Origin of the sequence: Siccirubricoccus deserti (assembly GCF_014283215.1) — a bacterium.
In the GTDB taxonomy this organism is placed as follows: domain Bacteria; phylum Pseudomonadota; class Alphaproteobacteria; order Acetobacterales; family Acetobacteraceae; genus Siccirubricoccus; species Siccirubricoccus deserti.
Map to the genome: position 1 here is coordinate 61,842 of NZ_JACOMF010000007.1, position 13,235 is coordinate 75,076.

At 70.0% G+C, this 13,235-nt stretch carries 14 protein-coding genes; 9 read left to right on the forward strand and 5 right to left on the reverse strand.

What is annotated here, in order from left to right:
* Positions 1-8: 8 nt before the first annotated feature.
* Positions 9-1,595, reverse strand: coding sequence for a hypothetical protein (locus H7965_RS08400; protein WP_229682536.1), 1,587 nt, complete (start codon positions 1,593-1,595; stop codon positions 9-11).
* Between the two features lie 175 nt (positions 1,596-1,770).
* Here H7965_RS08400 and H7965_RS08405 point away from each other — a divergent pair, with 175 nt between their 5' ends.
* The 4 genes from H7965_RS08405 to H7965_RS08420 all read left to right on the forward strand — a co-directional run bounded on the left by H7965_RS08405 (position 1,771) and on the right by H7965_RS08420 (position 4,635).
* Positions 1,771-2,583: a class I SAM-dependent methyltransferase gene (locus H7965_RS08405; RefSeq protein ID WP_186770118.1), complete on the forward strand. Its 813-nt coding sequence runs from the start codon at positions 1,771-1,773 to the stop codon at positions 2,581-2,583.
* Positions 2,584-2,591: 8 nt separating this feature from the next.
* Positions 2,592-3,602, forward strand: a complete 1,011-nt coding sequence (locus tag H7965_RS08410) for a glycosyltransferase family 2 protein (RefSeq protein ID WP_186770119.1) — start codon at positions 2,592-2,594, stop codon at positions 3,600-3,602.
* On the forward strand, positions 3,599-3,937 hold the full coding sequence (locus H7965_RS08415) for a DMT family transporter (RefSeq protein ID WP_186770120.1): 339 nt from the start codon (positions 3,599-3,601) through the stop codon (positions 3,935-3,937). The genes H7965_RS08410 and H7965_RS08415 overlap by 4 nt, the downstream gene beginning before the upstream one ends.
* Before the next feature lie 422 nt (positions 3,938-4,359).
* A complete protein-coding gene (locus tag H7965_RS08420; protein ID WP_186770121.1) occupies positions 4,360-4,635 on the forward strand; it encodes an NINE protein in 276 nt (91 codons plus the stop codon).
* A gap of 285 nt (positions 4,636-4,920) precedes the next feature.
* Here the strand turns inward: H7965_RS08420 and gatB are convergent, their stop codons facing one another.
* The 3 genes from gatB to gatC are packed head-to-tail and all read right to left on the reverse strand — an operon-like array spanning position 4,921 to position 8,134.
* Complete coding sequence (gatB, locus tag H7965_RS08425; RefSeq protein ID WP_186770122.1) at positions 4,921-6,369, reverse strand: Asp-tRNA(Asn)/Glu-tRNA(Gln) amidotransferase subunit GatB; 1,449 nt, start codon at positions 6,367-6,369, stop codon at positions 4,921-4,923.
* On the reverse strand, positions 6,366-7,847 hold the full coding sequence (gene gatA / locus H7965_RS08430) for an Asp-tRNA(Asn)/Glu-tRNA(Gln) amidotransferase subunit GatA (RefSeq protein WP_186770123.1): 1,482 nt from the start codon (positions 7,845-7,847) through the stop codon (positions 6,366-6,368). The genes gatB and gatA overlap by 4 nt, the downstream gene beginning before the upstream one ends.
* Positions 7,847-8,134, reverse strand: coding sequence for an Asp-tRNA(Asn)/Glu-tRNA(Gln) amidotransferase subunit GatC (gene gatC, locus H7965_RS08435; protein WP_186770124.1), 288 nt, complete (start codon positions 8,132-8,134; stop codon positions 7,847-7,849). The genes gatA and gatC overlap by 1 nt, the downstream gene beginning before the upstream one ends.
* A 44-nt stretch (positions 8,135-8,178) precedes the next feature.
* Between gatC and ruvX the strand changes: the two genes are divergently transcribed.
* The 4 genes from ruvX (at position 8,179) to plsY (ending at position 11,550) form a co-directional block, all read left to right on the forward strand.
* Complete coding sequence (gene ruvX, locus H7965_RS08440) at positions 8,179-8,658, forward strand: Holliday junction resolvase RuvX (RefSeq protein ID WP_186770125.1); 480 nt, start codon at positions 8,179-8,181, stop codon at positions 8,656-8,658.
* A gap of 81 nt (positions 8,659-8,739) precedes the next feature.
* Positions 8,740-9,690, forward strand: coding sequence for an aspartate carbamoyltransferase catalytic subunit (locus H7965_RS08445; RefSeq protein ID WP_186770126.1), 951 nt, complete (start codon positions 8,740-8,742; stop codon positions 9,688-9,690).
* Positions 9,683-10,957, forward strand: coding sequence for a dihydroorotase (gene pyrC / locus H7965_RS08450; protein ID WP_186770127.1), 1,275 nt, complete (start codon positions 9,683-9,685; stop codon positions 10,955-10,957). Before H7965_RS08445 ends, pyrC begins: the two co-directional genes overlap by 8 nt.
* Entirely contained in the window at positions 10,954-11,550 is a 597-nt protein-coding gene (gene plsY, locus H7965_RS08455) for a glycerol-3-phosphate 1-O-acyltransferase PlsY (protein ID WP_186770128.1), read from the forward strand. The genes pyrC and plsY overlap by 4 nt, the downstream gene beginning before the upstream one ends.
* A 19-nt stretch (positions 11,551-11,569) precedes the next feature.
* On the opposite strand, the gene H7965_RS08460 is transcribed toward plsY, so the two are convergent.
* On the reverse strand, positions 11,570-11,947 hold the full coding sequence (locus H7965_RS08460) for a hypothetical protein (protein WP_222440520.1): 378 nt from the start codon (positions 11,945-11,947) through the stop codon (positions 11,570-11,572).
* A gap of 131 nt (positions 11,948-12,078) precedes the next feature.
* On the opposite strand from H7965_RS08460, the gene dprA reads away from it, so the two are divergent.
* On the forward strand, positions 12,079-13,212 hold the full coding sequence (gene dprA / locus H7965_RS08465) for a DNA-processing protein DprA (RefSeq protein ID WP_229682537.1): 1,134 nt from the start codon (positions 12,079-12,081) through the stop codon (positions 13,210-13,212).
* Positions 13,213-13,235 lie beyond the last annotated feature (23 nt).

Below are 13,235 nucleotides of genomic sequence, written 5' to 3' on the forward strand. Positions count from 1 at the left end.
ACTGGTCATCAATCCTCGCGCCGGAGCAGGCGGTAGCCCTCGATCTCCGCGACCGGACGGTAGCGCCGCAGTGTCTCGGCAAACAGCGGATGGCGGGAAAAATAATCGAGAAAGTCGAATTCCTCGCCGCAGCGAGGGATGCCGGGGTTGCGGCTGACCAGAATGGCGGCCGGCGGCGCCCGGGCGAAATCCTCGGCGACGGTGCGGTAGACGAAGAACTCGGTGCGCGACATGGCGTGGCTGGGCCGGTAGCGGTGGCCGCCATCCGGGCATTCGGCATTGACCCCCTGCAACAGCCAGAGGTTCATCGTCCGCAAGGTGGATTGCGCATGGGCGTAGTTCAGTGCCGGGTAGACCGGGAAGATGTCGGGCGAGAGGACCAGCAGCCGCTCGCCATGCGCCTCGCGCTTCAGCAAGGCTGAGACGGCGCCGGCGCGCGACCAGGACCAGGTGATCTCCCGCCACGGCGCCTCGGCCCCGGCGAAGCCGTGCAGGCCGATGGCGAATGCGGCGACCGCGGCGGCGCCGGGCGCCACGCCGGCCAGCCTGCCCGGCGGCAGCGCCCATTCCAGCCAGCGCGCCGCCAGCACCACCGCCAGCAGCCCGGCGAAGATTCGCACCGGCAGGGCGTGATAGGTCCAGCCCTTGTGCTGCACCACCGCGGCCAGGGTGGCGCCCAGCGCCGCCAGCACCAGCACCCGGGGCAGCGCCCCCCAGCTTGGCCGGAAGGCGACGATGCCGAGCGGCAGCAGCAGCATCAGCGCGGTGCCGAGCCGTTCCGTCAGCAGCACCTGCCACCAGGCGAAGCCGCCCAGTCCAAGGTAGAGATCCCGGATCAGCGGCAGGACCTGACCAAAATAGGCCGGGAAGGCCAGCGGAATGGCGACGAGATAGGCCAGCCAGAGCGCCGCCATCAGCCAGGGCACCGGATCCCGCACCGCCCGCCACGGCCCGCGGCCGAGCAGCACCAGCAGCTCGACCAGCGCGGGGATGGCGAGGAAATGCGGCTTGAGGGCGAAGCCGAGTGCCGCCAGCGCCGCCGCGCCGAGGGTAATCCCGGGCCCGCTCCCCACCCCCTCCAGCCGCCGCGCCGCGAGCAGCAGGTAGGGCAGCGCCAGCACCGCCATGAGGTGCTCGCGCTGGCCGAAATCATAGCTGGCGCTGAGGGTGAGCAAGGGCAGCACCACTGACAGCACGGCCGCCTCGATCGGCGCCTCCGCCCGGCCGCGGGCGAGCCGCAACGCCACCCCGGCGGCCAGGGCGCAGAGGCCGAGCAGGCAAAGCAGCAGCGCCGGCACCGCGCCGAGCGGGGTCCAGGCGCCGATCGCCGCCGGCAGCAGGGTCAGCACGAAGATCAGCGGCGGGTTGGCATCGATGAGGTCGATATAAAGCCGCTCGCCACCAAGCCAGCGTTCGGCGAAGCTCAGGATGGCGGCGACGTCGTGATTGAGCGGTGGCGACAGCAGGGTAAGCAGGAAGCCGAGCGCCGGCACCAGCGCCAGCAGCCGCAACGCCCCGGCGGCGGTGCCCCGGGCGGCCGGCGCACTGTCCTCGGCGGCAAGCGGCGGGGTCGGGATATGATCGGCAATCGGCATGATGGCGGATCATTGGTTGCCACGCGATGATTGCGCAATTGCGATTATGGCCGCGGTGCGGCGAACGTGTGCAGCTTTCGCGGCACGGAATCACCTTTTTGCGTGCGATCAACTCGCGCGACCGTTTTGATACCGCGCCTTGTTCCCGCAGGTGCTGCTATGCCAGAAGCGGGCCGTGGAACCCGCTGAATACGAACTGATGGACGCAGCCGAGGACGGGATGTGGTGGTACCGCAGCCTGCACGGCGAAGTCCTCGACACGCTCGATGCCGCCGGGGCCCGTCCCGGGTGGCTGCTCGATGCCGGCTGCGGCACCGGAGGCTTCCTTGCGCGCCTCTGCGCCGCGCGGCCGGGGCAGCGGGCAATCGGGCTGGAGTATTTTCCAGAGGCTGCCAGCCGGGCGGCGGCCAAGGCTGGTGTGCCGGTCAGCGTCGGTTCGGTCAATGCGCTGCCTTTCGCCGATGCCAGCTTCACCATCGTGGTAAGCCTCGACGTGCTGTCGCATGACGCGGTCGACCCCGAGCAGGCGCTGGCCGAAATGCGTCGGGTGCTGGCCCCGGGCGGGCTGCTGGTGGTAAACTTGCCGGCTTTCGACTGGTTACGCTCGGCGCATGACCTCCGGGTGCACAATGCCCGGCGCTTTACCGCCGGCAGCGCCAGCGCGCTGCTGCAGGCCGCCGGCTTCACCATGATCCAGCCGCGCTACTGGAACGCGCTGCTGCTGCCGTTGATGGTGGTGCAGCGGAAGCTGCTGGCGCGGGCGCCCGACCATGGCTCGGATGTCGCCCCGCTACCGGGCTGGCTGAACCGCAGCCTGGCGGCGGTGACCTGGCTGGAACGTCGCTTGCAGCGCTGGGGCGCGCGTTGGAACCTCGCCTTCCCGGCCGGCGGCTCGGTCCTGGTCAGCGCCATCCGCCCGTCCACGGTGACGAGCTTCGCCCCGCCGGAACCCGCCCGCCACGCAACCCTGGCCATGACCAGCCGATGAGGACCCCAATGGCCTATCCGCTTAGCGAATTCCCGGCCGATCATCCGGTCGGGCTGTCGATCGTCGTCCCCGTGTACCGCGGCGCCGCGACGGTGGGGAAACTGGTCGCGGCGCTTTCGGCGCTGAGACCCGCCGGGGGGCTTGAAATCGTCCTGGTGAATGACGGCAGCCCGGACAATTCGGGCGAGGTCTGCCGCGAGTTGGCGCGCACCGCGACGGTGCCGCTGACCTATCTGGAGCATGCGCGGAATTTCGGCGAGCATAATGCGGTCATGACCGGGCTGCGGCATGCCCGCGGCGCCTATGTCATCACCATGGACGACGACCTCCAGAACCCGCCGGAGGAAGTCGTCAAGCTGTACGATCATGCGCGGCTGGGCGGCTGGGACGTGGTCTACACCCGCTACGCGGAGAAGCAGCACGAGGGCTGGCGCAACCTCGGCAGCCGCTTCGCCAACCGGGTGGCGGATGCGCTGCTGGACAAGCCGAAGGGGCTCTACCTCTGCTCCTTCCGCTGCATGAACGCCTTCGTGGTGCGGCAGATCAGCAATTACCGCGGGCCCTACCCCTATGTGGACGGGCTGATCATGCAGGTCACCCAGCGGATCGACAGCATCGAGGTGAAGCACCTGGCGCGCGCCGAGGGCCGGTCCAACTACACGCTGAAGCGTCTGGTGCTGCTGTGGCTGAACCTGGCGACGAACTTCTCCGTCCTGCCGCTGCGGCTGGCGATCCTGGCCGGGGTGGTGATGGGCATATTGGGGCTGGCCGGCGCGGTGATGGTGGTGCTGGAGGCGGTGGTGACCGGAACGCCCTCCGGCTGGGCCTCCTCGATGATGACGACATTGCTGGTGGCTGGCGTGCAATTCCTCATCCTCGGCGTGCTTGGCGAATACGTCGGCCGTGCCTTCCTCTCGGCCAATGGCAAGCCGCAGGGCGTGGTGCGGGAGGTGATCGCGGCGCGCGATCCGGAGCCCCAGGCGACCCCGCTGCGCGTCCCGGAGCAGGTTGTTCGATGACCCTTTATTGGTTGGCGCTGGTGGCGGCGATCTGCACCTCGCTCGGCGGCCAGGTGCTGCTGAAAGCGGGAGCGATGGGCGAGGGCGATTTCTTCACCCAGGTCTTCCGCCCGGCGACGATCATCGGGCTGATGGCCTACGGCGGGGCAGCCTTCCTCTATATCATCGCACTGCGCCGCATCCCGATGAGCGTCGCTTTGCCCTGCACCGCGGCCAGCTATGTCGCGGTGGCGGTGATCGGCCATTTCATGTTCGGCGAGGCGCTGGGCGCGCAGAAGCTGGCGGCCATCGCGCTGATATGTGGCGGGGTGCTGCTGCTGGCGGCAGCGGCTTAGAGCAGATCGCCGCACAGACTCTATACCCCAAAGACCACAGCAAGGCGGAGCGGTTCATCCAAACCAGCATCCGTGACTGGGCCCAGAGCCCCGCCCTTTCAAACCGCCGCTGACTGAACCCGCACCATACCCCCTTGGTTGCACAAGTAGAACACAATCAAGCCCCCTCCGCTCTCAAGGGCATCCCCCATCAGACGGATCTCCAGCGACAACCGCTTTGGCAGCGACAGCCAGGCGATGCCGGGCCGGCTGGAAGCCGCAACCGCGTGTCGCCGGTGCCACGGCGAAGATCGTTGTATCCGCACCCCTCGAAACGGCTTCCCATCACCGCTGCGTTGCCGCAATTTCCCTGGGCAGGACGCGACCTTGGGGGGCTGGTGGCATCGCTGCCGGCAGGGTCGCCAAGGCTGCAGGGGAGTAAGATGGACGCCGTTTTGTTTCCGGGTGCCCGCCGTTCGGTGGGACTCGCCTATGTGCTCTGGGCGCTGTTCGGCCTGTTCGGCCTGCACCGCCTCTACCTTGGCCGCAATGCCTCGGCGGCCGGAATGGCCGCCATCACCATCCTCTCCGTCCCGCTGATCTGGAGCGGGCTCGGCCTGCTCGGCTTCGTCGCCACCGGCACCTGGGCGCTGGCCGACGCACTGCTGATCCCGAGCATGGCCCGCGAGGTGAATGAGGCGATTCCCGCCGCCGCCTGACCCAATCAGGGCCAAGCCCCCGCTGGTCCTGATCCCGCTACCCGTGCGTCAATCGCGGTCTGCCTGGCAGCGCGCCCACGCCTCGCTTCGCTTGGCCGCAAGCTGATTCAGGTCAGCGCGGCTGTGCGGATGCGGAGCTTCCAATGGTGCGAATCGGGCATCCGCTGCGCGATTCAATGCCAGAAGCAGGGTGAGGTCCGGACATCCGGCATGCCGACCTCACGCCGCACTCTGCACCCGATGCAGGCGGCACGGCCACCGTCCCGTGCCTGCCTGTCTTCAGCCTCAGCCGAGCTTCTTCTTCACCACCTCATTCACCAGCGCCGGGTTGCCCTTGCCCTGCATCGCCTTCATCACCTGGCCGACGAAGAAGCCGAACAGCTTCTCCTTGCCGGCGCGGTACTCGGCGACCTTGTCGGCGTTGGCCTCAAGCACCTGGTCCACCATCCGCTCGATCGCGCCGGTATCCGTCACCTGCCGCAGCCCGCGTTCCTGGACAATGGCGCCAGGCGACTTGCCGGTCTCGATCATCGCCTCGAACACCGTCTTGGCAAGCGTTCCCGACAGCGTCTTGTTGGCCAGCAAATCGAGCAGCGCGCCGAGGTGCTCGGCCGGCACCGGCGGCTCGGCGATGCTGGTCTTGGTGCGGTTGATGGCGGCGAAGAGATCGCCGGTCACCCAATTCGCCGCAACCTTTGCGTCGCGGCCCTGCGCCACCGTCTCGAAATAGGCGGCGGTCTCCTTCTCCAGGGTCAGCACATGCGCATCGTAGGGCGAGAGCCCCATCGCCACGTAGCGGGCGCGCCGTGCATCCGGAAGTTCGGGCAGCGTCGCCTTCAGGCCCTCGACCCACTCCGCTTCCAGCACCAGCGGCGGCAGGTCGGGGTCGGGGAAGTAGCGGTAGTCATGCGCATCCTCCTTGCTCCGCATGGAGCGGGTGACGCCGCGGCCGGTGTCGAACAGCCGGGTCTCCTGGTCGACGCTGCCGCCGGATTCCCACACTTCGATCTGCCGCCGCGCCTCGGCCTCCACCGCCTGCATGACGAAGCGGATGGAGTTGACGTTCTTCACCTCGCAGCGGGTGCGGTACGCCTCGCCGGCCTTGCGGACGGAGACGTTGACGTCGGCCCGCATCGAGCCCTCGTCCATGTTGCCGTCGCAGGTGCCGAGATAGCGGAGGATCTGCCGCAGCTTGGTCAGATAGGCGCCGGCCTCCTCGGGCGAACGCATGTCCGGCTCGCTCACGATCTCCATCAAGGCGACGCCGGAGCGGTTGAGGTCGATGAAGCTCTTCGTCGGATGCTGGTCGTGCAGCGACTTGCCGGCATCCTGCTCCAGATGGAGCCGGGTGATGCCGATGGTCTTGGTGCTGCCGTCCGCCAGTTCAATCTCGATGGCGCCGGTGCCGACGATCGGGTGGGCGTACTGGCTGATCTGGTAGCCCTGCGGCAGGTCGGCGTAGAAGTAGTTCTTGCGGTCGAAGCGCGACCACAGGTTGATCTGCGCCTTGAGGCCGAGGCCGGTGCGCACCGCCTGCGCCACGCATTCCCGGTTGATCACCGGCAGCATGCCGGGGAAGCCGGCATCGACGAAGCTGACCTGGCTGTTCGGCGCCGCCCCGAAGGCAGTGGCGGCGCCGCTGAACAGCTTGGCGTTGCTGGTGACCTGGGCGTGGACCTCCAGGCCGCAGACGATTTCCCAGGGGCCGGTCGCCCCTTCGATGGTGAAGCTCATGCCCCTGCCCTCAGCCTGGGAAGTGCGGTGAAGTCCGCCGCCTGTTCAATGGCGTTGCCGACGGCGAAGACCGTCTCCTCATCGAAGGCCCGCCCGATCACCTGCAGGCCGAGCGGCAGCCCCTGGGCATCCAGCCCCGACGGCACCGAGAGCCCTGGCAACCCCGCCAGGTTCGCCGTCACGGTGAAGACGTCGTTCAGGTACATCGTCACCGGGTCGTCCTGCTTCTCGTCCATCCCGAAGGCCGCGCTCGGGGTGGCAGGCGTGACGATGGCATCGACATTGGCGAAGGCTTGGTCGAAGTCACGCTTGATGAGCGCGCGGATCTTCTGCGCCTTCAGGTAATAGGCGTCGTAGTAGCCGGCGCTCAGCACATAGGTGCCGATCATGATTCGCCGCCGCACCTCGGCGCCGAAGCCAGCGGCACGGGTGCGTTCATAGAGGTCCTTCAGGTCGGCGCCCTTCTCGCGCCGGCCGAAGCGCACGCCGTCGTAGCGGGCGAGGTTGGAGGAAGCCTCCGCCGGCGCCACGATGTAGTAGGTCGGCAGCGCGTATTTTGTGTGCGGCAGGCTGATCTCGACCGTCTCGGCACCCTGCTCGCGCAGCCAGGCGAGGCCCTGTTCCCAAAGCGCCTCGATCTCCGGCGGCGTGCCCTCCAGCCGGTATTCCTTCGGCACGCCGATCCGCAGCCCCTTCACCCCGCGGGCGCAGGCCGCGGCGAAATCCGGCACCGGCACATCGGCGCTGGTGCTGTCCTTCGGGTCGAAACCGGCCATGCTGCGCAGCAGGATGGCGCAATCCTCCACCGTGCGGGCAACCGGCCCGGCCTGGTCGAGGCTGGAGGCGAAGGCGACGATGCCGAAGCGGCTGCACCGCCCATAGGTCGGCTTGATGCCGGCGATGCCGCAGAAGGCCGCCGGCTGGCGGATCGACCCGCCGGTGTCGGTCGCCGTCGCCCCCAGCGCCAGCCGCGCCGCCACCGCCGCCGCCGAGCCGCCGGAGGAGCCGCCCGGCACCAGCCGCGTATCGGGGTCGTTGGCGCGGGACCAGGGGTTCTCCACCGGCCCGAAGGCGCTGGTGGTATTCGACGACCCCATGGCGAACTCGTCCAGATTCACCTTGCCGAGGAACACCGCCCCGTCGCGCAGCAAATTGCCCGAGACGGTGCTCTCATAGGGCGGGATGAAATTATCGAGGATCCGGCTGCCCGCGGTGGTGCGCACCCCGGCGGTGCAGAACAGGTCCTTGATGGCAAGCGGCACGCCTTCCAGCGGCCCGGCCACGCCTGCCGCCCGGCGCGCGTCGCTGGCCTTGGCCTGGGCCAGCGCCTGCTCCGCGGTGACGGTGACATAGGCGTTGAGCCGCGGGTTCAGCGCGGTGATGGCATCGAGATGCGCCTGGGTGAGCTCGACGCTGGTCAGCAGCCCCTCGTTCAGCGCCTCGATGGCGCCGCGCAGGGTGAAATCGGTCGGGTGCATCACTCGACCACCTTCGGCACGCCGAAATATTCGCCCTCGCGGTCCGGCGCATTGGCCAGGACCTGCTCGGGGATGCCGCCGTCCGTCACCGCATCCTCGCGCATCCGCAGCGACACGGCGCCGCCGCCGGCCATCGGCTCGACGCCCTCGGTGTCCACCGCCTGCAATTGCTCGATCCAGCCGAGGATGCCGTTGAGCTCCGCCTGCATGCGCGGCACCTCCGGCTCCTCCAGCCGGATGCGGGCAAGCGAGGCAATTCGCCGGACGGTGGCGGTATCGAGCGACATGGGGGCTTCCCGTACGAACTGAGCTGAGGGCTATAAGGCCCGCCATGACGCTCTTCAACCTGACCGAGTTGCGGGCGGCGCTGCCGCGCGGGCAACGGCTCATCGGCCTCGATCCGGGGGCGAAGCAGATCGGCGTGGCGCTGTCCGATGTCTCGCTGATGCTGGCCAGCCCCTATGGCGCGCTGAAGCGGGGCAAGTTGGCCGCCAATGCGGCGGAGGTGGTGGCGATCGCCCGGAAGGAGGGCGCCGGGGGGCTGGTGGTCGGGCTGCCGCTGGGGATGGATGGCAGCTTCGGCCCGGCGGCGCAGGCGGCGAAGGACTGGGCCATGGCGCTGAGCACGGCCACCGGCCTGCCGGCGGCGCTGTGGGATGAGCGGCTGAGCAGCGCGGCGGTGAACCGGATGCTGGTGGGGGAGATGGATCTCAGCCGGGCGAAGCGCGCGGCAGTGGTGGACAGGGCGGCGGCGGCCTGGATGCTGCAGGCGGCGCTGGACGGGTCGCGGGGCACTCCGTCGCCGGGCTGACCTCGCCCGTCCCGAGACGGCTTCCCCCGCCGCCCCGGCCGGGGCTACACCCTACCCCGCCCGGCCGGACGATCAGCACGCATGTCATTCTCCTTCCCGATCCTTCCCGATGGCCATCTCCTCGCCATCGAGGGGCTGGAGCCGCCGCATATCGGCGCCCTGCTCGATCTGGCCGAGAGCTATGCCCTGCTCAATCGCCAGGGAAAGACCCAGCGCGACCTGCTGAAGGGCCGCACCCTGATCAACCTGTTCTTCGAGGACAGCACCCGCACCCGCACCAGCTTCGAGCTGGCCGGCAAGCGGCTCGGTGCCGATGTCATCAACATGTCGGTCTCCACCTCCTCGGTGAACAAGGGCGAGACGCTGATCGACACGGCCACCACCCTCAACGCCATGCATTGCGACCTGCTGGTGATCCGCCACGCCCAGTCCGGCGCCCCGGCACTGCTCTCCCAGAAGGTGTCTGCCAGCGTCATCAACGCCGGCGACGGCACGCATGAGCATCCGACCCAGGCGTTGCTGGACGCGCTGACCATCCGCCGCCGCAAGGGCAGGCTGGAGGGGCTGACGGTCGCCATCTGCGGCGATGTGCTGCACAGCCGCGTCGCACGCTCCAACATCCACCTGCTGACCGCGATGAACTGCCGCGTCCGGCTCATCGGCCCGCCGACCCTGATCCCGGCCGAGGCGGCGCGGCTTGGTGTCGAGGTGTTCCACGACATGAAGGCAGGGCTCGCCGGCGCCGATGTGGTGATGATGCTGCGGCTGCAGAGGGAACGGATGACCGGCGGCTTGGTGCCATCCTCGCGCGAGTTCTTCCGCTTCTACGGGCTGGATGCCGAGAAGCTGGCCTGGGCAAAGCCGGATGCCATCGTCATGCACCCGGGGCCAATGAATCGCGGCATCGAGATCGACAGCGCCATCGCCGACGACCCGGAGCGCAGCGTGATCGGCGAACAGGTAGAAATGGGCGTCGCCTGCCGGATGGCGGTGCTGGACGTGCTGGCGCGGGACCTGCGGCGCAATGTCTGAGGTGTTCTTCGCCGGCGTCCGCCTGCTTGACCCCGCCACAGGCCTTGATGCCACCGGCGACCTGCTGGTCCGGGACGGGCTGATCCTTGACCACGGCACCGGCCTCGGCCGCCCGGACGGTGTCGAGGTCATCGATGCCGGCGGCCTCTGTCTCGCCCCGGGCCTCATCGACCTCCGCGCCGCCATCGGCGAGCCCGGCGCCGAGCACCGCGAGACCATCGCCTCCGCCGCCTTCGCCGCCTCGGCCGGCGGCATCACCACCCTCTGCGCCCTGCCGGACACCGACCCGGCGCTCGACGACCCCGCCCTCGTCCAATTCGTCCTCCGCCGCGGCGAGGCGACGGGCTGCATCACCCTCCTGCCCTATGGCGCCGCGACCAAGCATTGCGAGGGCAAGGAGATCGCCGAATACGGGCTGCTGAAGGCAGCCGGCGCCATCGCCTTCACCGATGGCCGGCGGGCCATCGGCAACGCCAGGACCATGCGCCTCGCCCTCTCCTACGCCCGCGCCTTCGGCAGCTTCGTCGTGCAGCACCCTGAGGAGCCGAGCCTCGCCGCCGGCGGCGCCGCGACGGAGGGCGAGCTGGCGACCCGCCTCGGCCTGCCCGGCATCCCCGCCGCCGCCGAATCGATGCTGGTCCAGCGCGACATCGCCCTCGCCCGCCTCACCGGCGGCCATGTGCATTTCGCCCATGTCTCCACCGCCGCGGCGCTGGCGCTGATCCGCGCCGCCAAGGCGGATGGCCTCGCCGTCACCTGCGACACCGCCCCGCCCTATTTCGACCTGAACGAGACGGCGATCGGCGACTGGCGCAGCTACGCCAAACTCTCCCCGCCGCTGCGGCCGGAGGCGGATCGCGAGGCGGTGGTGGCGGCGCTGGCCGATGGCACGATCGATGCCATCGCCTCGGACCACCAGCCGCGCGATGCCGATGACAAGCGCCTGCCCTTCGCCCAGGCGGAGGCGGGCGGCGCCGGCCTCGCCACCCTGCTCGGCGTGACCCTGGCGCGGGTGCATGGCGGCGACCTGCCGCTGCTGCAGGCGCTGGCGCTGCTGACCGCTCGCCCGGCGGCGCTGCTCGACCTGCCTGGCGGCCGGCTGGCCAAGGGCGCGCCGGCCGACCTCGTGCTGTTCGACCTGGAGCGCGGCTGGCAGGTGAAGGCCGGGCAGCTGCCCGGCAAGGCGCAGAACTCCCCCTTCGATGGAAGGGCGCTGGAAGGCCGGGTGGTCGGCACCTGGAAGGCCGGGCGGCGGGTCTTCGGATGAGCGAATTCCTGACTTCTGGCTTCGCCCTCGCGCTCGGCTACCTGCTTGGCTCGGTGCCCTGGGGGCTGGTGCTGACCCGGGCGGCGGGGCTCGGCGACATCCGCGCCATCGGCTCGGGCAATATCGGCGCGACCAATGTGCTGCGCACCGGCAACAAGCCGCTGGCGGCGGCGACTTTGGCGCTCGATATCGGCAAGGGCGCGCTGGCGCTGTGGCTGGCGGGCTACCTCTGGGGCGAAACGCCGGGGCTGGTTGCCGGCTTCGGTGCCATGCTCGGCCATGCCTTTCCAGTCTGGCTCGGCTTCAAGGGCGGCAAGGGCGTGGCGACCGGCGGCGGCGTGCTGCTGGCCGCCGCCTGGTGGCTCGGCCTTGGCGCGGCGCTGGTCTGGCTGGCGGTGGCCGCCTTGACGCGCATTTCCTCCGCAGCGGCGATGGCCGCCTGCGCCGCGGCGCCGATCATTGCCCTGTTCGCCGGGCGCACCGACCTCGCCTTGTTCAGCGCCGGCATCGCGGCGCTGGTGGTCTACCGCCACAAAGGCAACATCCAGCGCCTGCTGGCCGGCACTGAGCCGCGAATCGGCCGCAAGGGCTGAGCCGCGGCGCGGCCTGCGGCTACTCTGTCACAAAGCGCGTGGTGCCGGCCTGACGGTTCCAGAACAGCGTCACCTTGCTGACCGAACACAGGTCGATCTGGCGGAATTCCGAGGTATCGCCATCGTCGTAGACCACCTTGATATCCCATTGGCAGGCCTGGGTGCGGCTGCCGAAGCGGACGTTGAAGGTGCGCCGGTCGGCCAGCACGTTGTTGCCCAGGATGTCGCGGCCCCAGGAGTCGCTGCTGGTCGGGCCGACGTAGATTTCGTTGATCTGGTAGCCGGTGCGATTGACCAGGGCGAAATCCTGCCGCCCCTGCGCCTGGGCGGCTCCGGCCAAGGGGAGGATGCCTGCCAGCGGCAGCAGGGCGATCGTTGCGAGGAACGCACGGCGCATGGTGTTCTCCAGCGATGGAAGGCGGCGCCCCCGCGACGCCGGACCGGGACGGGAAGCATGACCCTCGCCGATGCCTGCGAAGATTCGATGAAGAGGCCGCCGTTGCCGGCCCCTTTCCGCCGGCCTGCGGCGTGACCGAGGCCCGGTTGTCCTCGGCCGAGGCACTGGCCCGGCTGCGCCTCGCCCGCACCGAGGGCATCGGTCCCCTCACCTTCCGCCGGCTGCTGGTCCGCTACGGCAGCGGCGTGGCGATGCTGGCCGCCCTGCCTGGCCTCGCCGCCCGCCGCGCCGCGCCCTTCACCCTATGGCCGGAAGCCGAGGCGCGGCGGGAAGCGGCGGCGCTGGCAGAGCTGGGCGGCCGCTTCCTCTTCCTCGGCGTCCCGCCCTATCCGACGCTGCTGGCGCTGCAGGAGGACGCGCCCCCTGTCCTCGCCCTGCTCGGCGATCCGGCGGCGCTGGCGCCACGGGCGGTGGCGCTGGTCGGCGCCCGCAATGCCTCCGCCGCTGGCCGACGAATCGCCGAGTCGCTGGCCGAAGCGCTGGCGCGAGAGGGGCTGGGGGTGGTCTCCGGCCTCGCCCGCGGCATCGATGCGGCGGCGCATCTCGGCGCGCTGCGGGCCGGCCGCACCATCGCCTGCGTCGCCGGCGGCCTCGACCTGCCTTACCCGCCGGAGAATGCCGTGCTGCAGGCGCGCATCGCCGCCGAGGGCGGGGCCGTGCTGGCGGAAGCGCCGCTCGGAACCGCCCCGCTGGCGCGGCATTTCCCTCGTCGCAACCGTATCGTCGCCGGGCTGTCGCTCGGCGTCGTCGTGGTGGAGGCGGCGCTGCGCTCCGGCAGTCTCATCACCGCCCGGCTGGCGCTAGAGGCGGGGCGGGAGCTCTTCGCGGTGCCCGGCAGCCCGCTCGACCCGCGGGCACGCGGGTCGAACGATCTGATCCGCCAGGGCGCCCACCTGACCGAGGGGGTGGAGGATGTGCTGATCCACCTGCCGGAAGCTCCCGGCCCGGCCCGGCCGGTCGAGCCGCGGCTCGGCCAAGTCCAGGGTGCCATGGTTGAGGAGGCCGCCCCGGACTCGCCCGAACCCTTGGCCGATGCCGATCAACTCCTTGAATTGCTTGGCGTGGCGCCGATCGCGGTTGACGAGGTGGTGCGGCGCTGCCACCTCTCGCCCTCCGCGGTCCAGGCGATCCTGCTCGATCTCGAACTGGCCGGGCGGGTGGAGCTGCTGCCGGGCAACCGCGTGGCGCGCACCGGCCAGGCTTGATCGAGGGCGAGGGCTAGCCTGCG